The following is a 26,674-nucleotide window of genomic DNA, read 5'->3' as shown; positions in this document are numbered from 1 at the left end:
GTCCAGCCGGATCGGCCCGATGCTCGTGTAATAGCGCAGCCCCAGCCCGGCCCCCACCCGCAACGTGCCTGCAAACGGCCGGCTGCCGGCATTCACCTGCCCGGCATCAATGAACGGCACCACGCCAAAACTCTTGCCCACCCGCTGGCGAAACTCCAGGCTCGCCGCATCCATCGCCAGGCCGCCCTCGGGCGCACCATCGGGAAACAGCGGCCCGATCGTCTGATACGTATAGCCGCGCACCGTACCCGAACCGCCAGCGTAAAACCGTTGGTCCGGCGGCACCTGGAACACCGGCGCCCCTTGAATGCTTCCAACCTGGCCGCGCAGCGCCACCACCCCGCGCCCGGCGGGCTCCACGGGAACATACCCCGCCACTGACGCCTGCGCGATGATGAACGGCTTGCCCGCGCCCGCCGTCGGCAGGGTTGGCGTCACCGTGGCGGCAGCATTCACCCCGCTGGTGGGCTCCAACAGATTATCCGCCGTGGAATAGCTCAGCGTAACAGGCAGCTGCGCCAGCGCGTAATCGCGGTTGACCCCCTGCTGGCGCACCCGCTCGGCTATGAATTGGGGCCCATAGGTGAAGCTGAGATGCGCGCCAAGCGGGCGCGAAAGCGCAACCCCGCCCAGCAGCGCCTTGCGGCTGTAGGCGGTGAGGGATTCATTCAACGCCTCCAGCGAAACGCTGAGCATCTGCCCCCTGGCGGCAAAATCCGGCTTGGCGAAAACGGCTTTCAGGTCGTAGCCCGGCGCCCTGGTGCCGGTGGCGGCCAGCCCGTTCCCGGCGGCGGTGAATTTCAGCCGCTCAGCATGGGTGAACACATCGCGGTCCTCCCAGGAGGTGCCCAGCGTCAGCCCGGTATCAGTGGCGTAGAGCGCGCTCAGCGTCACCGCGTGGCGCTTCTGCGGCACAACCCGGAAGACCACCGGCACCTCGCCATCCGCTGCCGCCTTGCCCGCGGGCACCGGCGTCACCGCGGCAAAAACACCCAGCCCCAGCAGCGAGTCCCGGGCCAGCGCCAGAGACGTATCCGAGAACGGCTGCCCCGGCCGCAGCGCGATATGCCGGCGCAGAAACGCCGCGTTGGTGCGGGTGAGCCCCTCGAAGCTGATCGGCCCGATGCGCACGCGCGGCCCGGGTGTGACGGTATAGGTAACATCCAGCCGGTGCGTGGCAAGCCGCGCCACGGCCCAAGGCTGGCTCACCTCGGCAAAGGCATAGCCCGCATTGCGCAGGGCGGCGCGCAACGCCGGAGCCGCCGCCAGAATCGGCGCGGCCAGCGCGGGTTGGCCGGGTTGCACCATGGGCGGCGCCACAAACCCCGGCGGCAGGCCGGGGGTTTGCACCTTGCCCAGCCGGAATTGCGCCCCCTGATGCGGCGTTACCCGCACCGCCACGCTCCGGCCCTGCGGCAGCGCGTTCAACATATCCAGCAACGCCGGATCACCCAGCGCGTCACCGCCGATGGTAATCTCCACCCTCCCGCCATCATAGCCCAGGCTGTGCAGCACCACGGCGAATTTCCGCGCATCCTCGCGCGCCCGCCCGATGAGCGCGAACGGCCCGGCGGGGAGTTTTTTCTGCACCGCGACAAGTGCTGAGCTCTGCCGTAACAGCCCGTCCAGCGCGCCATCCCCGCTGGGAATAAAATTGACCGTGTAACTCACCGGATCAGCGGCCAGCGCCGCCCGCCCGATAAAAACCGCCATGCCGGCCAACCAAAGAAGTTTGCAGCGCCGCATTGCGGGAGGTTGCCACGTCCAGGCCGATTGGCCAATACGCGGCCTCGCCCCCTCACGCGCAGGCGGAAACAATCAGCGGCGCCAGCGCCCGGTATTCCGCCGCGTGCGGGCTGTTGGGCCGCCAGGCCAGCGCCAGGCTGCGCCAGCCGCCCGCCCCTTCCAGCCGCCGCAGCTCAACATCAGCCCCTTCGGTGATCCCGGCCATCACCGCCAGGCGCGGCACCAGCGTCAGCCCCAGCCCGCCGGCAACCATCTGGATGAGCGTGTGCAGCGAGGTCGCGGCGAACTCGGCGCTGCGCCCAACCCCCGCGCCGCAGGTGTTCAGCACTTGGTCGCGCAGGCAATGGCCTTCCTCCAGCAACAAAAACGGCTCCGCCGCCAGCGCCGCCACGGCCACGCTCTCGCGCGCCGCCAGCGGGTGCCCCTTGGGCAGGGCCACCAGAAACTCATCGCGCTGCACCGCCAGCGTCTCCGCCCCGCCGCAGGGGCAAGGCTCCGCCAGCACCAGCACGTCGAGATGCCCGCCCCCAAGCTGGTCCAGCAGCCGCTCTGTCTGGTCCTCACGCAGGAACAGCTTCAGCCCCGGATAAGCCTCACGCAGCGCGGGCATCAGGCGGGGGAGCAGAAACGGCCCGATGGTGGGGATAATCCCCAGGCGCAGCGGCCCGGTCATCGGCGCGCGCGCGGCATCCGCGGCCTCCGCCAGCGCCGCCAGCACGCCCAGCGCCATGCGGGCCTTGCCCACCAGCTCCAGCCCCAGCGGCGTGAACACCGCATGCTTGGTGGCGCTGCGGTCGAGGATCGCCGCATCCAACTGGCGTTCCAGCGCCAGAATCCCCGCCGAAAGCGTCGACTGCGACACCGCGCACGCCGCCGCCGCGCGGCTGAAATGCCCGGTCTCCGCCAAAGTGACCAGATAGCGCAGCTGCTGCGGCGTCGGCAGATAGACCATCGGTTCCCCCGGTCAGGCTTTCACGCCGCGGGGGCCTGGCGGATAAGATAATCAAACGCCGAAAGCGCCGCCTTCGCCCCATCTCCCGCCGCGATAACTATCTGCTTATACGGCGCCGTTGTGGCATCCCCGGCCGCGAATACCCCCGGCACCGAGGTCTCGCCGCGCGCATCCACCTCGATCTCGCCGCGCGGCGAGAGCGCCACCGCGCCCTTCAGCCATTCGGTGTTGGGAACCAGGCCGATCTGCACGAAAACACCATCCAGATCGAGCCGGTGCATCGCCTCGCTCACCCGGTCCTTATAGCTCAGGCCAACCACCTTGCTGCCATCGCCATGCACCTCGGTGCTGAGCGCGGAGGTGATAACCGTTGTGTTTGGCAGGCTGGCGAGCTTGCGCTGCAACACCGCATCGGCGCGCAGTTGGGCGTCGAACTCGATCAGCGTGACATGAGCCACAATCCCTGCCAGATCAATCGCCGCCTCCACCCCGGAGTTGCCCCCGCCGATCACCGCCACCCGCTTGCCTTTGAACAACGGACCGTCGCAATGCGGGCAATAGGCAACACCTTTGTTGCGGTATTCGTCCTCGCCCGGCACGTTCATCTGCCGCCAGCGCGCCCCCGGCGCGAGGATCAGCGCGCGCGTCCGCAACGCCGCCCCGCCGGCCAATGGCACGCCGATCAACCCGCCGGCCGCCGGCACAATCCCCGTGGCGCGCTGCAGGTTGATGATATCCACCCCATAGCCGCGCACATGCTCCTCCAGCGCGGCGGCGAATTTCGGCCCTTCGGTATGCGGCACCGAGATGAAATTCTCAATCGCCATGGTGTCGAGCACCTGGCCGCCGAAGCGTTCGGCCAGCACCCCGGTGCGGATGCCCTTGCGCGCCGCATAAACCGCCGCCGCCGCACCCGCCGGGCCGCCGCCCACAATCAGCACATCATAAGCCTCGCGCGCCGCAATCGCCGCGGTTTCCCGCTCGGCCGCGCCCGTGTCCAGCTTGGCGAGAATCTCCTCCAGCGTGATCCGCCCTTGGCTGAACTCGCCGCCGTTCAGCAGCACGGTCGGCACCGCCATCACCTTGCGGGCCTCCACCTCGGCCTGGAACAACGCCCCGTCGATCGCCACATGCGTAATGCGCGGATTGATGACGCTGAGCAGGTTGAGCGCCTGCACCACATCCGGGCACAGCTGGCACGATTGCGAAAAATACGTCTCGAAATGATATTCGCCCGGCAGCGCCCGGATCTGCTCGATCACCTCCGGGGTGATTTTGGGCGGATGCCCGCCCACCTGCAGCAGCGCCAGCACCAGCGAGGTGAATTCATGCCCCATTGGCAGCCCGGCGAAACGCACGCCCACATCGCCGCCCACGCGGTTGATCGCAAATGAAGGCACCCGTGCATCCTGCCCGTCGAGCCGCAGCGTGATCTTGTCAGATTGCGCCGCCACATCCCGCAGCAGGCCAAGCAGCTCCTGGGATCTGGCGCCGTCATCAAGCGCCGCCACCAGCTCAATCGGCATCGTGACGCGCTCAAGATAAGCCTTCAACTGGCCTTTAAGGCTGTTGTCCAACATAAAACCGCTCCCGTGGAAAAATTCAGCGCCTCTACCCGCGGGGCCGGCGTATCCGGCGGTGTGGGGAGGCTTGCTTCAGGCTTTCATAGCGTCTCCACCGCCGCGAACCGGCGGTGGAGATGCCGTCATGGCTCAGATCTTGCCAACCAGATCAAGCGAAGGCGCCAGGGTCGCATCGCCCTCATGCCAATGCGCCGGGCAAACCTCGCCAGGGTGCGCGGCGACATACTGCGCGGCCTTCACCTTGCGCAGCAGCTCGCTGGCATCGCGGCCAATGCCCCCGGCATTGATCTCGACAATCTGGATCACGCCCTGCGGATCGACCACGAAGGTGCCGCGATCCGCCAAACCGGCATCCTCGATCAGCACCTCGAAATTGCGGCAGATGGCGTGCGTCGGATCACCAACCATGAAGTAGTCGATCTTCTTCACGGCCTCGGAGGTATCGTGCCAAGCCTTGTGGGCGAAATGCGTGTCGGTGGAAACCGAGAAAATCTCAACGCCCAGCTTCTGGAACTCGGCATAGTTGTTGGCGAGGTCCTCAAGCTCGGTCGGGCAGACGAAGGTGAAATCCGCCGGGTAGAAGAACACCACGGACCACTTGCCCTTCAGGTCGGCATCGCTCACCGGCACGAACTTGCCACTCTTGTAGGCCTGGCCCGAGAACGGTTTAACAGCGGTATTGATCAACGACATATTTTATTCGCTCCTGCGGATTGGTGTTAACGTCCCCTATCTAAGCCCGCTTCCACCATTTAGGAAATTGATTTTATTCGTCACTACAATCGATTTAACCGATAAGCCACAAAACTCCCGGCGGTTTGCGGCCCTGCACTCTTGCCTCTAAGAGCCAGAGCACCGCACCACCACCGAGGACTTCATGATTCGCCTTGACAACATCAGCAAGCAGAACGGCAGCCGCCTCATCTTCATCGAGGCATCAGCCGCCTTGCAGAAAGGCGAGAAGATCGGTCTCGTCGGTCCCAACGGTGCCGGCAAGACCACGCTGTTTCGCATGATCACCGGGCAGGAGGCGCCCGATGAAGGCCTCGTCCTGGTCGATCGCGGCATCACCATCGGCTTCTTCAGCCAGGATGTGGGCGAAATGGCCGGCCGCAGCGCCGTTGCCGAGGTGATGACGGGCGCCGGCCCGGTCAGCGAGATCGGGATGGAACTGGCGGAGCTGGAAGCCGCGATGGCCGATCCCGCTCAGTTTGACCATCTGGACGCCATCATCGAACGCTTCGGCGAGGTCCAGTCGCGTTTTGAGGAGCTGGGCGGCTACGCGCTGGAGGGCCGCGCGCGCGAGGTGCTCGACGGCTTAGGCTTCAGCCAGGAGATGATGGACGGCGATGTCGGCAAGCTCTCCGGCGGCTGGAAGATGCGCGTCGCCCTGGGCCGCATCCTGCTCATGCGCCCCGATGTCATGCTGCTTGACGAACCCTCCAACCATCTCGACCTTGAAAGCCTGATCTGGCTGGAGCAATTCCTCGCCGGCTATGACGGCGCCCTGCTGATGACCTCCCACGACCGCGAATTCATGAACCGCGTCATCAACAAGGTCATCGAAATCGACGCCGGAAACCTCACCAGCTTCTCCGGCGATTATGAATTCTACGCCCGCCAGAGCGCGCTCAACGAAAAGCAGCAGCAGGCCCAGTTCGAGCGCCAGCAGGCGATGCTGGCCAAGGAGGTCGCCTTCATCGAACGCTTCAAGGCCCGCGCCTCGCACGCCGCCCAGGTGCAAAGCCGGGTGAAGAAGCTGGAGAAGATAGACCGCGTCGAGCCGCCCAAACGCCGCCAGACCGTGGCGTTTGACTTCCGCCCCGCCCCGCGCTCCGGCGAGGATGTGGCGAATTTCCGCGGCGTGGATAAGCGTTACGGCAACAAGGTGATCTATGAGGGGCTGGACCTGCTCATCCGGCGCAAGGAGCGCTGTTGCGTTCTCGGCGTGAACGGCGCCGGCAAATCCACGCTGCTCAAGCTGGTGGCGGGCACCACCGCGCCCGATTCCGGCTCCGTCACCCTGGGCGGCAGCGTGAAAATGGGCTATTTCGCCCAGCACGCCATGGATCTGCTGGACGGCGGCGCCACCGTGTTCGAAACACTGGACGCAACGTTCCCCCACGCCGGCCAGGGGAGCTTACGCACGCTCGCGGGCGCCTTCGGCTTCTCGGGCGACGAGGTGGAAAAACGCTGCCGCGTACTCTCGGGCGGCGAGAAGGCGCGGCTGGTGATGGCGCTGATGCTGTTCGACCCGCCGAACTTCCTGGTGCTGGACGAACCCACCAACCATCTGGACCTCGCCACGAAGGAAATGCTCATCACCGCCCTCGCGCAGTATGAGGGCACGATGCTGTTCGTCTCGCATGACCGGCATTTCCTTGCCGCCCTCTCCAACCGGGTGCTGGAACTCACCCCCGAGGGCATCCACCAATATGACGGCGGCTACACGGAATACGTCGCGCGCACCGGCCACGAGGCGCCCGGCCTGCACGTCTGAGCCTACCCCGCCAGGGCTTCCTCCGCATGGGGGTCGCCCGGCGCGGTAGCCCAGGCCAGTTCCACCAGCGTCACAATCCGCCGCCCCGCGCCGTCCAGCTGGCACACAATCAGGCCCTGCTCCTCCATATAGCTCAGCACCCGCCGCGCGCGGCCTAATGAGCGTGTGCCATAGGCGCGCGCAATCGCCAGATCGCCCGGGCAGGCCCCACCCTCCCGCGCCGCGCGGGCGAGCATCATGAAGATGCCCTGCATATCCTCCGGCAAAATGGCGGCGCGCGCCAGCACATCCTGCCAAACATCGTCCTGCGCCACCTCGGCGCTGATCCCGGCGCGCGCGCGCGTCAGCATCCGGCGGAAGGCGCCAAGGTCCGGCGCGCCCGCGCCCAACCCCTCAATGCGGCATCGCACCAGAAAATCCTGGTAGAGCACGCCAATGGCGCGGAACCCCGCCTCCGGGTCCGCCAGCAGCGCGTTCAAAATACGGTCCAGCCGCGCGCGCCGCGCCGCCAGCTCCTCGGGGCTCGGCGGTGCTTCCAAAATATCCGCACCGGCCTCCCGCACGGCGGGCTTGGCCGCCATCAGCTGGCTCAGCAGGTCCGGCGCCGGCGGCGGCGCCATGCGGCGCGGCGGCCGCGCGGCCTCCGGCGGCGGCGCCGCCAGAATCACCGCATGCGCATCCTCCATCGCTTCGGGCAACGGCATCAGCCGCTGGGTGGCATTGCGCGGCTGGGTCTGGGTCGCGCCAATCCGCAAGCCCAGCGGGCGGCGCGAAAGTGCCGGGCCCAGCGCCATGAAATGCCCGCGCTCCAGGTCGCGGAACGCTTCCGCCTGCCGCCGCTCCATCCCCAGCAGGTCGGCGGCGCGCGCCATGTCGATATCCAGGAACGTGCGCCCCATGAGGAAGTTGGACGCCTCCGCGGCAACATTCTTGGCCAGCTTGGCCAGCCGCTGGGTCGCGATCACCCCGGCCAGCCCGCGCTTGCGCCCCCGGCACATCAGGTTCGTCATCGCCCCCAGCGAGAGCTTGCGCGCCTCATCGGACACCTCCCCCGCAATCGCCGGCGCGAACAACTGCGCCTCATCAACCACCACCAGCATCGGGTACCAATGGTCCCGCTCAGCCTCGAACAACCCGCCCAGAAAAGCCGCGGCGCGGCGCAGCTGGTTCTCGGCGTCGAGCCCCTCCAGGTTGAGCACCGTGGAAACGCGGTGGATGCGCGCCCGCTCGCCCGCCAGCTGCAAACCCTGCTCGCTATGGGCCTGCGCATCTATCACCAAATGGCCGAACGGTTCAGCCAGGGTGACAAAATCGCCCTCAGGGTCGATAATCGCCTGCTGCACCCAGGGCGCGCTCTGTTCCAGCATCCGGCGCAGCAGATGAGATTTGCCCGAGCCCGAATTGCCCTGCACCAGCAGGCGGGTGGCCAGCAGCTCCTCAAGGTCGAGCGTCGCCGGGACGCCCGCCGCCGTATATCCCATCTCAATCGCAACCGTCATATGCCGACTCACAGCCTCCTTCAAAGCAGGGGCTTATCAAGCCGGCCGCCGCCCGTCGAGCGCCCGCCGCCTTCCACCCGCTCAGCTCAGCGCATGCGCCAGATAAACCACCAGCGCCAGGCCCAGGATCACCAGCATCGAGCTGAGCATGAAATCCAGCCGCATGCCGGGGCTGGGCTGCGCCAGCGGGCTGTCAATCGCCTTCCCTATTTTCCTGAACCGCAGCCCGGACATGAAAATCAGCAACGCCCCCGCCACGATCAACCCCAGCCCGGCGGCATTGCCAAACGCCTGGCTGCCCGGGGCATGCGGTCGCTTCCCCAGCGCCGCCGCCGCGATCCGCAGGAAAATATCAAACCGCTCGACCAGAAACCCGAACGCCATGATGGCGATGCCCGTGCGCACCCAGGCCAGAAACGTGCGCTCGTTGGCGGCATGGTCCGTGAAGCTTTTAATCGTCATGGCTTATGTCCGGCTCCTCGTTCCCGCGCACGTTTCAGCCCGCGTTCGCGATTCTGTCACGTTTCGCAGCACACACAAAATCAGCTGTGCCAATTTGGCACAAATTCACCCCTTGCCGCGCCCGGATCATGGGGCTTTTCACGCCCCGCACCCCCGCCGCACACTCTGGCGCGCTGCTTGCATAAAAGAAATTTGCGTGTCGTGACTGCCCGGCAGCCCCACGCAACACACAAATAAAATATGAGGAACCACATGGCCTTCCAACAGATTACCGACCAGACGAACAGCTTCTTCATCCCTTGCGTCACCCTCATCGGCCCCGGCTGCGCCAAAGAGGCAGGCACCCGCGCCAAATCGCTCGGCTGCCGCAAGGCCCTCATCGTCACCGATGCCGGGCTGCACAAAATGGGCGTGGCTGACATCATCGCCGGCTACATCCGCGATGCCGGGATCGACGCCATCATCTTCCCCGGCGCCGAACCCAACCCCACCGACATCAACGTGCATGACGGCGTAAAGGTCTATCAGGACAATAAATGCGACTTCATCGTCTCCCTCGGCGGCGGCTCCTCGCATGACTGCGCCAAAGGCATCGGCCTGGTCACCGCCGGCGGCGGCCACATCCGCGACTACGAAGGCGTCGACCAGAGCAAAGTGCCGATGACCCCGCTGATCTCAATCAACACCACCGCCGGCACCGCCGCGGAAATGACCCGCTTCTGCATCATCACCAACTCCTCCAACCATGTGAAAATGGCGATCGTGGATTGGCGCTGCACCCCACTGATGGCCATCGACGACCCGCGGCTGATGGTGGCAAAACCCGGCCCGCTCACCGCCGCCACCGGCATGGACGCCCTGACCCACGCCGTGGAAGCCTACGTCTCCACCGCCGCAACCCCCATCACCGACGCCTGCGCTGAAAAAGCCATCCGCCTGATCGGCGAGTGGCTGCCCCAGGTCGTGGCGAACGGCGAGAACATCGAAGGCCGCACCGCGATGTGCTACGCGCAATACCTCGCGGGCATGGCCTTCAACAACGCCTCCCTCGGCTATGTCCACGCCATGGCCCACCAGCTCGGCGGCTTCTACAATCTGCCGCACGGCGTCTGCAACGCGATCCTGCTGCCCCATATCTGCGAGTTCAACCTCATCGCCGCCACCAGCCGCTTCGCTGAAATCGGCCGCCTGCTCGGGGTGAACACCCACGGCATGAGCACGGTCGATGCCGCGAAAGCCGCCATCGCCGCCATCCGCGAGCTGTCCAGCTCCATCGGCATCCCCTCCGGCCTGGCCGCGCTGGGCGTCAAGGCCGAGGACCACGCGGTCATGGCCGATAACGCGCAGAAGGACGCCTGCATGCTCACCAACCCGCGCAAGGCGAACCGGGAACAGGTCATCGCCCTCTTCCGCGCGGCCATGTAACACCAAGCGCCGGATGGCCGCACAGCGCGTGCGGCCACCTGGCACTCCGCTCACACCGCGTAAAAATCCGGCCGGGGCTCAGGGGCCATAACCACCCGCCCGCCAGCCTGCCACGCATCAAGCGCCGCCTAGCCGCCCTTGAAGCCGCTCTCGCCCCCGCCAGCGCGCCGCTTGTCATCCGCCGAACGATCGTTGACCGGATGCCCGATGGTACGCTGGTTGAAACGCTGTGCTACGAGATAACCGTTGGCAACGTCCGGGTGACACTGCCCGATAATGGCCGTGACACGGATATGAGTTGTGGTCCGGTTAATGATTATGATTGTGGCGGCGGCGGCTCATGAAGAGGGACAAAGGCAGAGTTCGGCATCCAAAAAACTCCTATACCGCTGTCCATTTGTACCTGCACATAGCCATCCGTACCAAAATTTTTCGTCGGATCAACGTCATCTTTTGCAACAGCAACTCCCTTCTCAAAATTGTGGATCATTACGCACCCTGCATTTGCAGCAAATTGCTCAACATTCTGTTCAGCTTGTTGTCCTTGCGGTATGGCTTTCATGAATTCGTCGTGTAAAGCCTTAAGATCGGCTTTATTTGGGCAGGCCATTATTCCGGGAGAGAATTTATCATAAATATGATTCCCTCGGGTCATATCCACTTGCCCCCTGGCTCCTATTGGAACATTCAACGCAATTAGATAATTGTTCATTTCATCTTGATATGATTGGAGCGCTTTAGAATTGGGCGGCTGCTGCGTTGAACTACCCGGCGGCGGTGCTTCTGAGGGTGTCTCCGATTCCTGAGATTGCCCTGCATTTGTAGTGATGGGTGGCCCTCCCTGGTTTGATCCGATCATTGTCACAACCAAGATTATGAAGCCGACAGACAAAAGTAGCGGGATAAAACAGCCGCTTCGATGCTGGGCTGGGTTTTTTGCCCCGCAATGGGGGCACGCCCTTGCTTGGCTACTAACCTCTTTGCCGTATTCTCTGCATGGTTTTATGGCCATAGCGCCCTCGTATCGTTGCTATCTGAGAGAACCAAGATTCACCCCGTCCTGTCTAGTGAGGGGGGTGCTTGGTGCTGAGCCTCCATATCCGCAACCAGCCCGGCCATCGTGCCGGGTTTTTTGTGTTTGAGGGGTAAAACATCGGGTTTCAAACACCTCAAACACCTCAAACACCTCAAACACCGTTTTTGCACCCGGTTCGGCTGAGGTTTTGGAAACACCCTCCTTGAGACCGGCATGATCGGCGGCAAGTTTCCCGCGATGGTTGCAACCGGCAATCACGTTGTGGAGGTGCCGCCGGTGAAGGGCTGGCCGGTCACGGGAGCGTGAAAACAGGGGCTTGTCCCGGTCTATCTCGTGTTGACGACCTGTTTTTGAAGCATATTTGCAGCATATTTTGCCGCTGACTCATCGCAACGGAAGCTTTTATGCCTCGTAAGTCATTGATTTATAATGGTGCCGACACCCGGGATTGAACCGGGGGCCTACTGATTACGAATCAGTTGCTCTACCGCTGAGCTATGTCGGCCACCTGCTGGCAGGCTATATCGAAGCTGCGGCCAGGCCGCAACCACCCATAGTCTGCCAGCCGCTATTTGGCGGCGTCCCGCCTTCAGTTCTGGCTGGCGCCGCTATTTTTGCCCAGGGAGATACCCACAAACAGTGCCTGCCCCTGCCGGATGATCCGCAGCGCCACAGCCTTCGCCCCACTCTTGCGGGCCGCCTCAATATCGGCCACCACGTCGCCGGGCGAGGTCACGTTCTGCGGCCCCACGCCAACCAGCAGGTCGCCCTGCTGCAACCCGGCCTGGTCGGCCGGCGAGTTTGGCTTAACCGCCATCACCACCGCGCCCGCCGCATTCCCGGGCAGGTTCAACTGGCTGCGCAGGTCCGGCGTCAGCGGCGCCAAGGTCAGCCCCAGGTCGCCCTGAGTGGCCGCCTGGCCTGTCTGGCCGCTCCCGCCCTGCTGGAAACCGGCATCCGGGTTCGCCGGCATCACCTCCACCGGCACCGAGATCTCATGCGCCTTCCCGTCGCGGATAAAGCTGATCGCGGTGCTGTGCCCAGGCACCACATTAGCGATATCGTCGGCCAGATCGTTCGGATTGGCCACCACCGCGCCATCCACCTTGGTAATCACATCACCCGGCTGCAACCCGGCCTTCGCCGCGGGGCTCCCGGCTGAAACCGCGGCCACCAGCGCGCCGTCATGGGCCGGGTCCGCCGTTCCCAACCCCATCGCCTGCGCCACCTGCGGCGAGATCTCCTGCGCCGCCACGCCCAGATACCCGCGCACCACCTTGCCGCTGGCAATCAGCTGCCCGGTCACGCGCTTGATCATATCGGAGGGAATGGCAAAGCCGATCCCCACGGACCCGCCCGTCGGCGTCAATATCGCGGTATTGATCCCGATCACCTGGCCATGCTGGTTGAACAACGGCCCGCCGGAATTGCCTTCATTGATCGGCGCGTCGATCTGGATGAACTTGTCATACGGCCCATCGCCAATGTCGCGGCCCAGCGCCGAGACAATCCCCGCCGTCACCGTGCCGCCCAGCCCGAACGGGTTGCCCATCGCCACCACCCATTCGCCAGGCTCCACCCCGGCCGAATCCCCAAGCTCGACATATGGCAGCGGGTGCCCGGCATCAATCTTCAGCACCGCGAGGTCGGTCTTCGGGTCGGTGCCCAAAATCTTCGCCGGATATTTCCGGCCATCCGAAAGCTCAACGCTAACCGTCTTGGCGTCTTTCACCACGTGGTTGTTGGTCACCACAATCCCGGAGGAGGCAATAATGAACCCCGACCCCTTGGCCTCAACCACCTGCGGCTGCGCCTGGAAGCCCGGCATCCCGCCAAAAGGAAAGCCCGGCGGAAAGCCCGGGATCTGCGGCATGCCGCCTTGCATCTGGTCGCCGCTGGAATCCTGGCCGTCCGCCGGGTTCAGCTTCAGGTGCACGTCGATGGAAACCACCGCCGGGGTCACCCGTTTCACGAGATTGGTAAAATCCCCCACCGGCGTAAAATTCGCCTGCACCGCCGCGGTCTCATCCAGAGGCGAGGGTTGCGCCGCCATCGCATAGCCATTGCTCAGACCATTCAGAGCGGTCGCGCCAAGCAGCGCCAGCGTCAGGGCCGTGCCGCGTTTCATTTTCATACGCATGAACAATTATCTCTCCTGTGGCGTCGTCGTGACAAACGATTCGTAACGATCAATAATGCACGTTTTTAGCGCGGCGGTAAGGCCGCATGAGGTGAAACAATCGTCACCCAAAAGACACAGCCAAGTAAAATCAGCCAAAACACCCCCGCCGCGGTTACAATTCTTCACCCGCCATCCTCAATTCCAGCCTTAGGGCAGTTAATCCCGGCATTTCATGGAGCGGGCCAATCTGAAGTCTGAATCGCCCTCTACCGGTTCATCAGCACCGGCAGCGTCGCGTGTTCCAGCACATGCCGGGTCACCCCGCCCAAAATCAGCTGCCGCAACCGCGAGGTGGTCGAATACGCGCCCATGGCCATCATATCCGCGCCAAACTCAGCAGCCCCCGCCAGCAACCCGGCCCCAACCACCCGGTTGCGCGGATAAAACTCCCGCAGCTCCGCGCTCACCCCATGATGAGAAATATATTCCGCCACCTCGGCGGCGCTTGGCCCCGGGCGGAAATATTCCGGCGAGTGCAGAATGCACACCGCCTCCGCCTGCCGCACGAACGGCATCGCCGAAGCCAGCGCCGAGGCCGCGAACGCCGTCCCGTTCCAGGCGATGGCAATGCGCTTGCCAATGCTCTCCGGCTGTTCCACCGGCGCCAGCAGCACTGGGCGGCCGGAATCGAAGATCACCGCATGCAGCGCATCCGCCGCCGCCACATCCGCTCCGGCGAGCGGGTGCGGCACAATCGTCAGGTCGGAGAGCCGGGCCTGATGCGCCACCAGCTGGTCCTCCCGCCCGGTCATCGTAATAAAACTGGCGCTGGGCTCGCTTCGCCCCGGCACCGCATCCCCCACGCTCACCATCTGCTCCGCGGTCGCGGCATGGAACAGCTCATGCAAGCTCAGTTCGCGCGTACCGCTTTCGCGCTCGGTGGCGCTCATCATCTCCTCGATCATCGCCCCCGAAAGCCCCTCACCCGCAATCGGCACGATCTCGCGTGAATCCGCGCGGATATGCAGCACCTGCAAATGCGCGTTCCACATCCTGGCCAGCATCAGCCCCGCATGCAGCGCCGCCGCCGCCGAGGCCGAACTGCTGACCGGAAGCAGGAATTTGCGAACCGACATCGAAGCCTCCTCGGATAAGACAATTAGTTTTGTATATATACCAATGCCTACTCAAGAGCCAGAAAGGCAATGTCGCGCGGCCGGTGCGTCAGATGCTCCCCCCCGTCCACCGTCAGCACTGTCCCGGTCAGCGAGGGCGTCTGCAATATAAACAGCGCCGCGCGGGCGATATCCTCCGGCGTGGCCCCCCGGCGCAGCGGATTCTCCCGCCACGCACGAGCGAATTTCTCGGCCGACTGCTTAGGCCCTGGCAGCGTGAGCCCGGGGGAAATCCCGCAAACCCTGATCTCGGGTGCCAGGCTCAGCGCCATCATCTCCGTCGCCGCCGCCAGCGCCGCCTTGCTCAGCGTGTAGGAGAAAAAATCCGGGTTCAGGTTGGTCAGCTTCTGGTCGAGCATGTTGATGATCACGCCGCCCTGCGGGCGCTGCGCCGCGAAGGCCTGCGCCAGCAGCACCGGCGCAATCAGGTTCGGCCCCATATGCGCCGCCACCTGCGCGGCCGAGGTGCTGCCCACCGTATCGAACACAAAACGCGAGGCGTTGTTGATCAACCCGCCAAGCGGCCCCGCCTCTGCGACCAGCCGCGCCGGCACCTCCGGGTCGGACAGATCGCCCAGCACCACCCGCGCGCCCAGTTCCGCCGCCAGCGCCTGCGCCTCCGGCCCGGACCCGTTGGCATGTATGATGACGGGATAACCAGCCGCCACCAGCGCCCTGGCCATCGCGGCGCCCAATCGTTTCGCGCCGCCGGTAATCAAAATCGGATTCATGAACATGTGTATATTTAGCCTGAACGCGCGCTACAACATATCGCGCAACCGGAAATACGTGGTCGCCAGCAACAGCGCCGGCACCCGCAACGCCCGCCCGCCCGGAAAGCGCGCATGCGGAATCGCCGCGAACACATCAAAACGCTCCGCCTGCCCGGCGATCGCCTCGGCCACAAGCCTGCCCGCCAGCCCGGTCAGCGCCACGCCATGCCCCGAAAACCCCTGGCAAAATAGAATATTATCCGCCAGCCGGCCAAAATGCGGCGCCCGGCTCTGGGTGATATCCACATTCCCGCCCCATAAATACTCAACGCGCGCCCCCGCCAGCTGCGGAAACACCCGTAGCGCGCGCTGCAGCATGGAATACCCCAGCGAAGGCGGCGGCAGCGTCGAATATGAAACCCGCCCGCCGAACAGCATCCGGTCATCGGCCGAGCGCCGGAAATAATCGAGCACAAAGTTCAAATCCGCCACCGCCTCATTGCCGGGGATCATCTCGCGCACATCCGCGCGCGGCTCGGTGGCCATGATATATGTGCCCACCGGCATGATGTATCCGGCCAGCGGACGCATCAAATCGCCCAGATACGCCCCCCCGGCGGCCAGCAGAAACCCCGCGGAAACCACCCCGCGCGGCGTATGCACCCGCACCATCTTGCCAGCTTCCACCCGGCTCACCCGCGTCTGCGAAAACAATTGCGCCCCCGCCGCCTGCGCCGCCGCCGCCAGCCCCAGCGTATAGTTCAACGGATGAATATGCCCCGAAACCTCATCCTCCAGCGCCGCCAGATATTTCGGGCTGGCCAGGCGCGCGCGCAAATCCGCCCCGCGCAAAATCCGCCCCGCCGGCGCGCCCAGCCCGGCCAGCTCCTCTTGCGTCTCCTCCAGCTCGCGCACCTGCCGGGGCTTGATCGCCGCATGCAGATACCCGCGCACCGGGTCGCACGGAATGGCGAACCGCGCGATCTGCCCATGCAGCAGCGCAACCCCCTCCATTGACATATCCCAGAGCTTTTTCGCGCGCTCCGGCCCCACCAGCGCCTTTATCTTGCCTTGCCCGGCGGCAAACCCCGGCAGCGCCTGCCCGCCGTTGCGCCCCGAAGCTCCCCAGCCGATATGCTCAGCCTCCAGCAGCGCCACCTTGTAGCCCCGCTCCGCCAGATGCAGCGCCGCCGAAACCCCAGTAATCCCGCCGCCAATAATCGCCACATCCGCGCTGAGATCACCCTCCAGCGGGGCGGTGCGCAACGCAACGCGCTTGGTCGCTTCGTAATAATTCCCCAGGCTCATCGCGTGTTTCCCAACAATCCATCAGCCGGGGCGATAGTGTCGCGCCCGCGCGGGGAGGGCAATACGCCCCAGCCTGGCAACTCGTTGTTTTTTCGTAACACACCTGCACAAATTGGGGCGCAAGAAAAAAATATCTCAATAGTAACAGTATATTATTCTGTATTTTCTCCCGGCGCTCCACGTGGAGCATCCGGGGATTGCGCCGGCTCAGGCGTTCGGCGCGTAGATCAGCAGCCGCACGCTGCCGGGCAGGAACGTATAAAACGGCGCGGCGTTGGGCTGCTTGGGCGGGGTGGCGGACTGCACCGTGGCGCTTACCAGGAACAACCGCCCCGTCGCCGGATCAACCGCCATGGTCCGCGCGCCGGGCTCTGTCTCAACCGGCGGCAGCACCGCGAATTTCGTGGCGGAAACCTCCGCGATCACCGAGAGCGTGCCATCGCGGTTGCTGGAAAACGCCAGCTTGCGGACGGGGTCGAACGCGGCTGAATCCGTTCCCTTGCCGATCGGCAAATTCGCCAGCATCGCGCCGGTATCGCCGTTCACCACCGCCATGCGGGCATTCTGGCAGGTGGCGAACAGCACATGGCGCGCCCGGTCGATCGCCAGCCCCGTCGGCCCCTCGCAGCCGGGCAGCTTCCAGCGCCCGGTGATGGCGCCGGTCCGGGTGCTGATCCGCGCCAGCTCGTTCTTGTTTTTAAGATCCACGAAAATTGCCCCCGCCTGGTCACTGACCTGCGATTCCGGCGAACCGCCCAGGGCGATGGTGGCAACCTGGCGCTGTGTCGCGCCGTCCAGCACCAGATCCGCGCTGGCATCGCCGCCGACGGTGAAAACCTGGCCGCTCGGCTTGTCGAACACCATGCCATCGGCATCTTCCAGCGCTGGAACACGCGCGCTCACCGCCAGGGTCTTCAGGCTGAAAACGCTGATCATCCGGTTCTGGCTGCTATCGGCAAACCCCAGCCCGGCGGCGGTATCAATCGCCACGCCATGGCTGCCGGCCAGCCCGGTGACATGCCCGGCAATCGCGCCGGTGCGCGCATCCACCACGGTCAACTCCGTGCCGTGCGAGATATAGACCCGGTCCGACGGCGCATCAAAATGCAGATAATCCCATTTGGCGGCGCCGCCCAGCGGCACGCTCTGCACCAGATGGTAGAGCGGTGCGGCCTGTGCGGCGGGAGATGCGGCGCAGGCCAAGGCTGCGAATAATCCGGTGTAAAATTGCTTTTTCATGGGCAAGCCCTTAGGCGGCAGTCCCAGACGCCGCAAATGACGATTTGAAGTCAGCGTCCGCTGGACGATTGGGAGTTGAGATGACGAAAGTGACCGTAGCGCTGCCACCGCTGGATGAAGGGCGGAGTGCGATTATCGAGGTTGCCGGGCAGCGGGTGCTGCTGTGCCGCACGGCTGCAGGATTACACGCGATGGATGAACATTGCCCGCACCAGAATTTTTCGATGGAGGGCGCGCGGGTGCGCCACAACAGCGTGATGTGCCCGCACCACGGCGCGCGGTTCAGCCTGGAGGACGGACGCTCGCTCTCGCAACTGACCACAAAAGCGCTGCGCCTGTTCCCCTGCGCGGCGCGGGGCGATGTTCTGGACATCGACATCTGACCCCGCGCGGCGGCGCGGCCGGATGCCTTTGAAATTTCGCAGGATAGTTCATGGTATGCCAGCATATGTTGCGCCATTAAGATATATCAGTTTGTTTTATTAAATAAAATCAATAACTACCAAATTAGTCCACTATGCAATTATACGCCCCAGGATGGATTTTTGTTGCGTAAAGCCGCCAGTTAACGCATGATGCCAAGCAACAAGATTCCATCAGTTTTGGGAGCATGAGAACGAGCATGTCGTCCGCTGTTAACAAATCCGCGCCAGCTGAGAAACGTCCATCTCCCAAGCCGTTCAAATTCGGCTATCTGGTTCATGATGTTTCACGTATCCGCCGCACGGTGATGGACCAGACCATGCGGCCGCTGGGCATCACCCGCTCGCAATGGACCGTGCTGTCCGCCCTGGCGCGCGGCGGCAATGACGGCATGATGCAGGTGGATCTGGCCCGGCTGCTGGAGGTCGGCAAGGTGACAGTGGGCGGGCTGGTGGACCGGCTGGAGGCGACCGGCCATGTGGAGCGCCGCGCCGACGCCAACGACCGGCGGGTGAAGCGGGTGTTCATCACCGGGCAGGGGTTTGAGGTGATCCAGAAGATGATTGCGATTGCCACCAAGGTGAACGAGCGCATCCTGCGCAACATCACGCCGGAGCATCAGCGGATTACCGAGGACGTGCTGTATGCGGTGAAGAAGAATTTGAAGGAGATCGCCGCCGAGGGCAACACAAGCGGGCGGGCCGAGGAATTTGGCAGCCAGCTCGCGGAGCTGGATGCCGGCAACCGCAGCGAGACCGGCGCGCGCGAGTTGATCTCATAAAATCACGCGCGAAAAATCACACGCGAAAACCTCTGTTTTTATAATTTAGAGCCGGATCAGTCTTCCGGGGCGATGATGATGCGCAGGCCGTCCAGATCGCCGGAGAGCTGAAGCTGGCAGGACAGGCGCGAGCCTTGGGTGCGGCAGGAGGAGCTGTCCAGCAGGTCATCCTCATCGGCGCTCATGGCCGGAAGCGTGAGGGAGGACTCGACATAGACATGGCAGGTGGCGCAGGAGCAGCAACCACCGCATAGGGCCAGAATATCATCAAAGCCCGCTTCGCGGAGCGCTTCCATCACGGACATGCCGGTTTTGGCGATGATCTCGGACTCGGCACCCGCGCGATTCACGATGGTAAGTTTCGGCATGTCGTCTCTCTCCCTTTGCGTTGAGGATCGTTATCCCGATCCCCCTTAAACTGCGGCAGGCGCGGCACAGCGCCCTCCGTTCCCGCCTCGCATACAGCGATGAGCGGGATACGCAAGCTGGTATTGGTGATGGTTGACGCCGCCGGGCTACAGGTCGAAATTGGTCGGCATCATCACCACATCGCGAATGGTCATGCCGCGCGGCCGGGTCAGCATGAAGGTCACCACATCGGCAACTTCGCGCGCTTCCAGCAGGCTACCCGTCTCGCGGGCCTCCCGCAGTTTTTCCGCCGGCCATTCGGCGATCAACGCGGTTACAACGGGGCCTGGCGAAATGGAGCCGACCCGGATGCCGTGCTTGAACACCTGGCGGCGAACCGTCTGGACAAAGCAGTTGATCGCCCATTTTGAGGACGCATAAACCGGCTCCCAGGGGGTGGGGAAATGCGCGGCCAGCGAACTCGTGATGATGATGTCGCCCGTCCGCCGCTCGATCATGTGCGGCAGCACGTCATGCACGTTCTTCATTACGACGTTGACGTTCAAATTCAGCATCCGGTCGATCGCGCTGGTGTCGTTATCGACCAGATCGCCGCCGAGATACGAGCCCGCGTTGGCGTGCAGGATGTCAAGCTTGCCAGCCAGCTCCAGCACTCTCGGCAACAGCGTGGCGCAGTCTGCCGGGTCGAGCAGATTGATGCGCAGCGCCATCGCAGCGTCGCCGTACTGGGCGCAAAGCCGTTGCAGCGCCGCCTCGTCGCGGTCCACCATCACCACCCGCGCGCCTGCCGCCAGCATGGCCCCGGTGCTGGCCAGCCCGATGCCGGACGCCGCACCGGTGACAACCGCCACCTTTCCTTCCAACTCTTTCGCCATGGCTTTTCTCCTTGTCTGGGTTTGCGTTCTGCCGCCTCGCGGGCGCTGCCGGCTCAATCCTGGCCTGTTTTGTCCATCAGGGCGCGCACTTGCGCGGCGCGGGGCAGATCCGCCCCGGCGCGGGTGCAGGTGAGCGCGCCGGCGGCGGCGGCGAGGTGCAGGGTTTCGCGCAATGCGGCAGGAGACAAGGCATCCAGCGTGGCGCGCGAGACCACGCCGTGCTGGGCCAGCCCGTGCAGCAGCGCCGCCTGGAAGGAATCGCCGGCGCCCACGGTATCAACCACCTTCACGGCGGGGGCGGCGACCGCGAGCTCCGTGCCGCCATGATACGCCACCGCCCCGGCACCGCCGCGCGTGACCACGACGAGGCCCGGGCCTTGCGCGGCCCAGGCGCGCGCGATCGCGGTTTCATCGGCGCCGGGGTAGAGCGATTGCAGATCTTCCTGCGAGACCTTCACGATGTCAGCGATGGCCAGCCACGCGGCGGCGCGCGCGCGCCAGAGCTCGATTTCGGGGACCACGGTGAGGCGGATGTTGGGGTCATAGGAGATCAGCCGCTGACCGGCCATCGCGCGGCCAAATTGCAGCAATGTATCGGCCACCGGCGCGACGGCCAGGGCAAAGGAGCCGAAATGCAGCGCCGTGACCGTGGCGGGGAGGGTTGGAAGATCCGCCGGGAGGAGCGCGCGGTCAGCCGCGCCGGTGCCGAAAAAAGTGTACCGCGGGGTGCCAGCGGCATCCAGCAAGACGAAACTGAGCGTCGTGGGGTTCGGCTTGCGCACGATGTAGTCCGCGCAGACGCCCTCGCGCGCCAGCGCGGCGAACAGCATGTCGCCGAAGAAATCCGTTGATATGCCTGTGAAAAAACCGGAGGGGCTGCCCAGGCGGGCCAGCCCCACCGCGACGTTGTAGGGCGAGCCGCCGCGATGGGCCGCGAAGTTCAACGCGCCATCGCCGCCCTCCCCGCCGCCATGGGCGAACATGTCAAACAGCGCTTCACCACAGACAAGAAACATTGGACTTCTCCAAGACATTTTTCCGCAGCCCGCAGCCTTCAGGCATTGCCGCGCAGCAGCGGGCGCGCGGCGACACGGAACTTGTTGGCCAGAACCTCATTGTTCGGGGCGAAATTGGCGTAGAACGGCAGCACCGCCGCACCCACCGCCGCGGCCGAGGGCCCAAGCTCGCCCTGGCGGATGGCGGGGGCGACAAACCCTTCCGGCGCAAGGGCCGCCACGAAGGATTGCACGAGCGAGACCGTGGCCGCGAGCGGGCCGGGGGGGAGAATGCCGTCAATGATGATCGCCTCGACATCGACCACGGAGGTGGCACCGATGATGGCCTGCGCCAGCGCCTCGGCGCAGTCCTCCTGCCATTCGCGCAGGTAGGGCTGGGCCGCGGCCTCCAGCGAGGCCAGCTCGCTGGCGCGCTCGATTTTGACCCCATGCGCGCGCAGATGCCTGAGCAATACAAAAACCGAAGCACGGCGCTGCAAAAGTTCAAACACGCCGTTGGGCGGCTCAACGCTGGAGAGACGCGAGCGGGCGACGGGAAATGTGTTGAACGCGGCGGCATTGCCGTGCGGGCCGGTCTCGATATTGCCGCCCAGCACCAGCCCGCCGCCGATCACCGTGCTCAGGTAGAGATAGATGAAGTTGCTCTCCGCCGCGCCGCGCCCCTGCACCAGCTGCGCGGTTGCGGCCGCGGAGCCGTCGTTTTCGAAAAAAATCTCATAATCGGTATGCTTGATGAGATAATCCGGCAGGTTGAACTCCCTCCAGGCGGCGGCGATCGTATCGGGAAAGCCGAGATCCCTTTGCCAGGAGCCAAGAAAATACGGCATGGAGACGCCGACGCCGACAATGCGCTCGCGCAGGGCGGCGGGAAGATGCGCCTGCAGGCGGGCAATGTCCGCCAGGGCCAGGGCCGCGACGTCGCCGGGGGTCGGGTAGACGTATTCATGCGTGATGCGGTGCAGAACCCTGCCGGAGAGATCGATGATCAGGCAGTTCAGTGAGCGCCGCCCGACATGCAGGCCGATGGAGAAGGCGCGCTCGGCGTTTGGCATATAAAGCACGGAGGGTTGGCCGATCTGGCCATGGCGTTTGCCCGCCTGCACCACATATCCCGCCTTATGCAGCGCATCGACAATGCCGGCCACGGCCTGGGGCGTGAGGTTGGCGCTGCGGGCGATTTCCGCCTTCGAGGCCTGGCCGAGCTTGCGGATGGCCTCGAGCACAACACGCTCGTTGTATTGGCGGATCTGCAGTGAGTTGCTGCCCTTGCGCGACATGGCCACCTACCCTGCGCGCCCGGGCGCCGGGTGGGAGAGTTGAACAGAAGCGGTGACAGGGTGGAGCGACATGAAGCCTTTGCTTTTGCAGCGGTGCGGACAATGCGGAAGACGAGGCAATTAAACCAGCCGGGCGAGGTTTGGATAGGCCGCGCGGAAACGCGCGTAGCGCGGCGCCCAGCCTGTGCTTGCTGGCGTGAACACTTGCTGCGCGGCTGGCTGACGGCAGACATCAGCGGGCGCGCCGCCAGCGGCCAGCCACGCCAGGCGGGCAGCGCCCAGCGCCCCGGCGGTCTCGCCGCCTTCGGCAAAGACCAAAGTGATGCCCAGAATATCAGCCAGCATCTGGCACCACAGCGCGCTGCGCGTGCCGCCGCCGACCAGAATGAAGCGCGCGTCCGCAGCCGCGCCGCCCAGCGCCTGCAAGCCGTCCCGCAGCGCGAAGGCGACCCCCTCCAGCACCGCATAGCCCAAGGCCGGAGCGCCGTGCGCATGGGTGAGGCCAAGAAAGGCGCCGGTGGCCTCCGCGTCGTTATGCGGGGTGCGCTCGCCGGAGAGATAAGGCAAAAACAGCGGCGCCGTGGCGCGCGCCTCGGGTGGCAGCAGAGCCACCTGGGCCAGCAGGCTTGCCTCATCGGCGCTGCCGGTGAGCCGCGTGACCCAGCGCAGGGCGCTGGCGGCGGAGAGGATCACCGCCATCTGATGCCAGGTGCCGGGCAGGGCGTGACAGAACGCATGGATGCAGGCGGCGGCGTTGGGTTGGAACCCATCCGTCACCCGGAAAATGACACCCGACGTGCCCAGCGAGACGAAACCGTCCCCCGGGCGGACCACGCCCATGCCGATTGCGCAGGCGGCATTGTCGCCAGCACCACCGGCGAGGATCACGCCCTCCCCCATGCCCCAGCGCCGCGCCAGATGGGGCAACAGCGTGGCGGCGGGGGCGCTGCCCTCAACCAGCCGGGGCAGCTGGCCGGGGGTGAGGCCGCAGGCGGCCACCAGCGGCGCCGACCAGGCGCGCGCCGCGACATCCAGCAGGAACATGCCCGAGGCGTCGGACATGTCGGTCACGGCCTCGCCGCTCAGCCGCAGGCGCAGGAAATCCTTCGGCAGCAGCACCAGATGGATTTGCGCGAAAACCTCCGGCTCATGGCGGGCGAGCCAGAGCAGCTTGGGCGCGGTGAAGCCCGGCATGGCGCGGTTGCCGGTGATCGCGGGGGCATCGGGCACCGCGGCATCCAGCGCCGCGCATTCGGCGTGGCTGCGCCCGTCGTTCCATAAAATCGCGGGGCGCAGGGGGCGGCTGGCGGAATCGAGCACCACCGCGCCGTGCATCTGCCCGGCGAGGCCGATGGCCCGCACTTGCGCCATCTCGCCCGGGTGGGCGGCGGCCAGCTCGTCGCAGACGGCGAACAGAGCCGCCTCCCAGTCAGCCGGATTTTGCTCCGACCAGAGCGGCCGTGGCTGCGCGATGGCGAGGCTGGCGCTGGCCTGGCCCGCCACCGAATGATCCGGCGCGAGCAGCACCGCCTTGAGCGCGGAGGTGCCGAGGTCTAGGCCCAGATACATGGCGCTTCAGCCGAGCCAGGCCAGCGCGCGGGCATGCGCCGCCGTGATGGCCTGCACCAGCCGCGGATCGCCCGCGAGCGCGCCCCAGAGCACTTTATCAGCGCAGAAGGCGGCCAGCGGCGCGGGGGCGGCCAGCATGGCGCGCGTGGCCACTTCATCCATCGCCTGATCCTGATACTGATACGCGACGCGCCCCGCCGCCCAGCTTTGCAGGAAGAGGTAGAACAAGGCCGGGATCATCGCGACGCTGTCGATCGCCTCGCCGCGGGTCAGACGCTCGTTGATGGTGGGGGTGACCCAGCCGGGGATTTTGGCGAAGCCATCAGCCGCGACGCGCTGGTTGGTGTCCTGGATGTAGGCGTTGGAGAAACGCTCCAGCACTTTGTCGTGGTAGGCGGCGAGGTCCACCGGGCTTGGCTGCAGCACGGGCAGCACGTCGTCGGTCACATAGTCATAGGCCATGCGGGCGATGGCGGCATCCTGCGTGCCTTCGTGGATGAACTGATAGCCGCGCAGCGTGCCGGCCCAGGCGATGAGCGCATGGGTGGCGTTGAGCAGGCGGATTTTCGCCTCCTCATAAGGCAGCACCGAATGCACCAGAGACGCGCCGGCACGCTCCCAGGCGGGGCGGCCGGCGATGAATTCATCCTCGATCACCCATTGGATGAAATCCTCCGCCATGACCGGGCAGGCATCCGCGCCACCGCAGGCCGCGCGCACGCGCGGCGCCAGCTCGGCCACCGGGCGGGGGGTGATGCGGTCCACCATCGAGCTGGGCGTGGTGGTGTTGGCCGCCACCCACGCCAGCAGCGCGGCCTCGCCACGCCGGCGCAGGAAGGCGGTGAAGCCATCATGAAAACGCGCGCCGTTGCTGCGCAGATTATCGCAGGAGAGCAGCGTGAGCGGACCGGCGCCGGCCGCCATGCGCGCATGCAGAATCGCCGCCAGGGCGCCGTAGATCGTCAGGCGCGTGCCTTGTTCCAGGTCACTCACCAGATCGGGGAATCCCAGATCCAGCTCATGGCGCGGCGTGAGGTAATAGCCCGCCTCGGTGACGGTGAAGGAGATGATTTTAACATCCGGGCGCGCGCCAAAGGCGATGAGCCCCGCCAGGCTTTGCTCCCAGGGGATGATCTCGCCGATGGAATGGATTTTTTGATAGGCGCGCACGCCCGCGGGCGTTACGGTTTCGACATGGTAAACCCCGCCCTGGGCGATGAGCTGGGTTTCAACCGCCAGCATGTCGGCGCGGATATTCGCCCCCGCGAGGCGCCAGCCGGTCTCGCCCGCATCCATGAGGTTTTGCAGATAAACCGCCTGATGCGCGCGGTGAAACGAGCCCAGGCCGATGTGCAGGATGATGGAGACGTCCGCCATGATTAACCTCCCGCCTGCGGCCGGGTCCAGCCCAGCGCGTGACCATCCTCACCGAACAGCGAGACCGCGTGGCCGTTGAGCGCCAGACGCAACGTCTCGCCCAGGGCGACCGGCGATTGCGGCGGCAGCTTGACGGTGAGCGGCAGGGAGGCGCCGATGCCGATATAGGCGATGCTCTCATTGCCCAGCCGTTCGACGGCTTCCACATGGCCGGAGATGGGGCCTTGCGGATCGACCACGATATGCTCGGGCCGCAGCCCGACGGTGAGCTTTGCCCCCGGCGCGGCATCGCCCGGCTGCACACTCACCACGCTGCCGCCGTCGAGCGCGAGCTCCAGGGCCTGGGCCGTGCGCGCGCGCACCACGGCGCCGATGAGGTTCATCTTGGGTGAGCCGATGAAGCCGGCGACGAAGAGATTGGCCGGATTGTGATACAGCTCCAGCGGTGTGCCCACCTGCTCGATGCGCCCGGCATTGAAGACGACGATGCGGTCGGCCAGGGTCATCGCCTCGATCTGGTCATGCGTGACATAGATCATCGTGGCTTGAAGATCGCGGTGGAGCTTGGCGATTTCCAGACGGGTCTGCACGCGCAAGGCGGCGTCGAGGTTGGAGAGCGGCTCATCGAAGAGGAATGCCTTGGGCTGGCGCACGATGGCGCGCCCGATGGCGACGCGCTGGCGCTGCCCGCCGGAGAGATTGGCCGGTTTGCGGTCCAGCAGCGCTTCCAGCTGCAAGGTTTTCGCGGCAACCCGCACGCGCTGCTCGCGCTCAGCCTTGGGCACGCCCGCCAGACGCAGCGCGAAGGCCATGTTGTCGGCCACGGTCATGTGCGGGTAGAGCGCGTAGCTCTGGAACACCATGGCAAGGCCGCGCCGGTCGGGCGTGATCTCGTTCATGCGCGCGCCATCGATGAGCAACTCGCCGCCGGTGATTTCCTCCAGCCCCGCGATCATACGCAGCAGGGTGGATTTGCCGCAGCCCGAGGGGCCGACGAAAACGATGAACTCGCGGTCCTCGATCTTCAGGTCGATGCCCTTGATGATTTCAGCCGGTCCGTAGCTTTTGCGTAATTGTTTGATTTCGAGTGTGGACATTGAGAACTCCTATTTCACCGCGCCAAAGGTCAGGCCACGCACGAGCTGGCGCTGGGTCATCCAGCCGAAAACCAGGATCGGGGCGACAGCCAGGGTGGAGGCGGCGGAAAGCTTGGCCCAGAACAACCCC

At 65.1% G+C, this 26,674-nt stretch carries 23 protein-coding genes, 1 tRNA gene and 1 pseudogene; 4 read left to right on the top strand and 21 right to left on the bottom strand.

What is annotated here, in order from left to right; all coding sequences use genetic code 11:
- The 4 genes from HKL97_RS06815 to ahpC form a co-directional block, all read right to left on the bottom strand.
- Positions 1-1,713: autotransporter assembly complex family protein (locus tag HKL97_RS06815; protein ID WP_291423723.1), on the bottom strand; the 1,713-nt coding region annotated here is incomplete at its 3' end.
- Positions 1,714-1,798: 85 nt separating this feature from the next.
- Positions 1,799-2,698 (bottom strand): hydrogen peroxide-inducible genes activator, encoded by a 900-nt coding sequence (locus tag HKL97_RS06810; protein WP_291423721.1) that lies wholly within the window; start codon positions 2,696-2,698, stop codon positions 1,799-1,801.
- Between the two features lie 20 nt (positions 2,699-2,718).
- Entirely contained in the window at positions 2,719-4,278 is a 1,560-nt protein-coding gene (gene ahpF, locus HKL97_RS06805; protein WP_291423719.1) for an alkyl hydroperoxide reductase subunit F, read from the bottom strand.
- A gap of 132 nt (positions 4,279-4,410) precedes the next feature.
- Positions 4,411-4,974 carry an alkyl hydroperoxide reductase subunit C gene (gene ahpC, locus HKL97_RS06800; protein ID WP_291423717.1) on the bottom strand — a complete coding sequence of 188 codons (564 nt, stop codon included), beginning with the start codon at positions 4,972-4,974 and terminating at the stop codon, positions 4,411-4,413.
- Positions 4,975-5,158: 184 nt separating this feature from the next.
- Here ahpC and HKL97_RS06795 point away from each other — a divergent pair, with 184 nt between their 5' ends.
- Entirely contained in the window at positions 5,159-6,781 is a 1,623-nt protein-coding gene (locus tag HKL97_RS06795; protein ID WP_291423715.1) for an ABC-F family ATP-binding cassette domain-containing protein, read from the top strand.
- 2 nt (positions 6,782-6,783) lie between these two features.
- On the opposite strand, the gene HKL97_RS06790 is transcribed toward HKL97_RS06795, so the two are convergent.
- Together HKL97_RS06790 and HKL97_RS06785 are read right to left on the bottom strand one after the other, a co-directional pair.
- Positions 6,784-8,280 (bottom strand): ATP-binding protein, encoded by a 1,497-nt coding sequence (locus tag HKL97_RS06790; RefSeq protein ID WP_291423725.1) that lies wholly within the window; start codon positions 8,278-8,280, stop codon positions 6,784-6,786.
- An 81-nt stretch (positions 8,281-8,361) separates the two neighbouring features.
- The gene (locus HKL97_RS06785; RefSeq protein ID WP_291423713.1) at positions 8,362-8,742 is read right to left on the bottom strand and encodes a YidH family protein; all 381 of its coding nucleotides are present in this window, start codon (positions 8,740-8,742) and stop codon (positions 8,362-8,364) included.
- Between the two features lie 252 nt (positions 8,743-8,994).
- On the opposite strand from HKL97_RS06785, the gene HKL97_RS06780 reads away from it, so the two are divergent.
- Complete coding sequence (locus HKL97_RS06780; RefSeq protein WP_291423711.1) at positions 8,995-10,167, top strand: iron-containing alcohol dehydrogenase; 1,173 nt, start codon at positions 8,995-8,997, stop codon at positions 10,165-10,167.
- A 316-nt stretch (positions 10,168-10,483) separates the two neighbouring features.
- Here HKL97_RS06780 and HKL97_RS06775 read toward each other — a convergent pair whose 3' ends face one another.
- The 7 genes from HKL97_RS06775 to HKL97_RS06745 form a co-directional block, all read right to left on the bottom strand.
- Positions 10,484-11,026 carry a hypothetical protein gene (locus tag HKL97_RS06775; RefSeq protein WP_291423710.1) on the bottom strand — a complete coding sequence of 181 codons (543 nt, stop codon included), beginning with the start codon at positions 11,024-11,026 and terminating at the stop codon, positions 10,484-10,486.
- A gap of 607 nt (positions 11,027-11,633) precedes the next feature.
- Positions 11,634-11,708: transfer RNA gene (locus tag HKL97_RS06770), tRNA-Thr, on the bottom strand.
- 84 nt (positions 11,709-11,792) lie between these two features.
- Entirely contained in the window at positions 11,793-13,343 is a 1,551-nt protein-coding gene (locus HKL97_RS06765) for a trypsin-like peptidase domain-containing protein (RefSeq protein ID WP_291423707.1), read from the bottom strand.
- 248 nt (positions 13,344-13,591) lie between these two features.
- A complete protein-coding gene (locus tag HKL97_RS06760) occupies positions 13,592-14,461 on the bottom strand; it encodes a universal stress protein (protein ID WP_291423705.1) in 870 nt (289 codons plus the stop codon).
- 47 nt (positions 14,462-14,508) lie between these two features.
- Positions 14,509-15,237: an SDR family oxidoreductase gene (locus HKL97_RS06755; RefSeq protein ID WP_291423704.1), complete on the bottom strand. Its 729-nt coding sequence runs from the start codon at positions 15,235-15,237 to the stop codon at positions 14,509-14,511.
- A gap of 24 nt (positions 15,238-15,261) precedes the next feature.
- Complete coding sequence (locus HKL97_RS06750) at positions 15,262-16,521, bottom strand: FAD-binding oxidoreductase (protein WP_291423702.1); 1,260 nt, start codon at positions 16,519-16,521, stop codon at positions 15,262-15,264.
- A gap of 207 nt (positions 16,522-16,728) precedes the next feature.
- Positions 16,729-17,760 carry a YncE family protein gene (locus tag HKL97_RS06745; protein ID WP_291423700.1) on the bottom strand — a complete coding sequence of 344 codons (1,032 nt, stop codon included), beginning with the start codon at positions 17,758-17,760 and terminating at the stop codon, positions 16,729-16,731.
- A gap of 80 nt (positions 17,761-17,840) precedes the next feature.
- Between HKL97_RS06745 and HKL97_RS06740 the strand changes: the two genes are divergently transcribed.
- On the top strand, positions 17,841-18,143 hold the full coding sequence (locus tag HKL97_RS06740) for a Rieske 2Fe-2S domain-containing protein (protein ID WP_291423697.1): 303 nt from the start codon (positions 17,841-17,843) through the stop codon (positions 18,141-18,143).
- 239 nt (positions 18,144-18,382) lie between these two features.
- The gene (locus tag HKL97_RS06735) at positions 18,383-18,964 is read left to right on the top strand and encodes a MarR family winged helix-turn-helix transcriptional regulator (RefSeq protein WP_291423695.1); all 582 of its coding nucleotides are present in this window, start codon (positions 18,383-18,385) and stop codon (positions 18,962-18,964) included.
- A gap of 56 nt (positions 18,965-19,020) precedes the next feature.
- Here the strand turns inward: HKL97_RS06735 and HKL97_RS06730 are convergent, their stop codons facing one another.
- The 8 genes and pseudogenes from HKL97_RS06730 to HKL97_RS06695 form a co-directional block, all read right to left on the bottom strand.
- Positions 19,021-19,332, bottom strand: coding sequence for a 2Fe-2S iron-sulfur cluster-binding protein (locus HKL97_RS06730; protein WP_291423693.1), 312 nt, complete (start codon positions 19,330-19,332; stop codon positions 19,021-19,023).
- A 147-nt stretch (positions 19,333-19,479) separates the two neighbouring features.
- Positions 19,480-20,208, bottom strand: coding sequence for an SDR family oxidoreductase (locus tag HKL97_RS06725; protein ID WP_291423691.1), 729 nt, complete (start codon positions 20,206-20,208; stop codon positions 19,480-19,482).
- Between the two features lie 53 nt (positions 20,209-20,261).
- Positions 20,262-21,224 carry a carbohydrate kinase gene (locus tag HKL97_RS06720; protein ID WP_291423689.1) on the bottom strand — a complete coding sequence of 321 codons (963 nt, stop codon included), beginning with the start codon at positions 21,222-21,224 and terminating at the stop codon, positions 20,262-20,264.
- Between the two features lie 38 nt (positions 21,225-21,262).
- Positions 21,263-22,501, bottom strand: a complete 1,239-nt coding sequence (locus HKL97_RS06715; protein ID WP_291423688.1) for an ROK family transcriptional regulator — start codon at positions 22,499-22,501, stop codon at positions 21,263-21,265.
- A 120-nt stretch (positions 22,502-22,621) separates the two neighbouring features.
- On the bottom strand, positions 22,622-24,070 hold the full coding sequence (gene xylB / locus HKL97_RS06710; RefSeq protein WP_291423686.1) for a xylulokinase: 1,449 nt from the start codon (positions 24,068-24,070) through the stop codon (positions 22,622-22,624).
- Between the two features lie 6 nt (positions 24,071-24,076).
- A complete protein-coding gene (gene dalD / locus HKL97_RS06705; RefSeq protein WP_291423684.1) occupies positions 24,077-25,447 on the bottom strand; it encodes a D-arabinitol 4-dehydrogenase in 1,371 nt (456 codons plus the stop codon).
- A 2-nt stretch (positions 25,448-25,449) separates the two neighbouring features.
- Positions 25,450-26,544, bottom strand: a complete 1,095-nt coding sequence (locus tag HKL97_RS06700; protein ID WP_291423682.1) for an ABC transporter ATP-binding protein — start codon at positions 26,542-26,544, stop codon at positions 25,450-25,452.
- Positions 26,545-26,553: 9 nt separating this feature from the next.
- Positions 26,554-26,674 (bottom strand): annotated as a pseudogene (locus tag HKL97_RS06695) (carbohydrate ABC transporter permease); the annotation flags it as partial.

The organism is Acidocella sp. (genome assembly GCF_013044125.1).
Lineage (GTDB): Bacteria > Pseudomonadota > Alphaproteobacteria > Acetobacterales > Acetobacteraceae > Acidocella.
The sequence above is the reverse complement of the archived record's forward strand: the minus strand, read 5'-3'. Positions and strand labels throughout refer to the sequence as shown.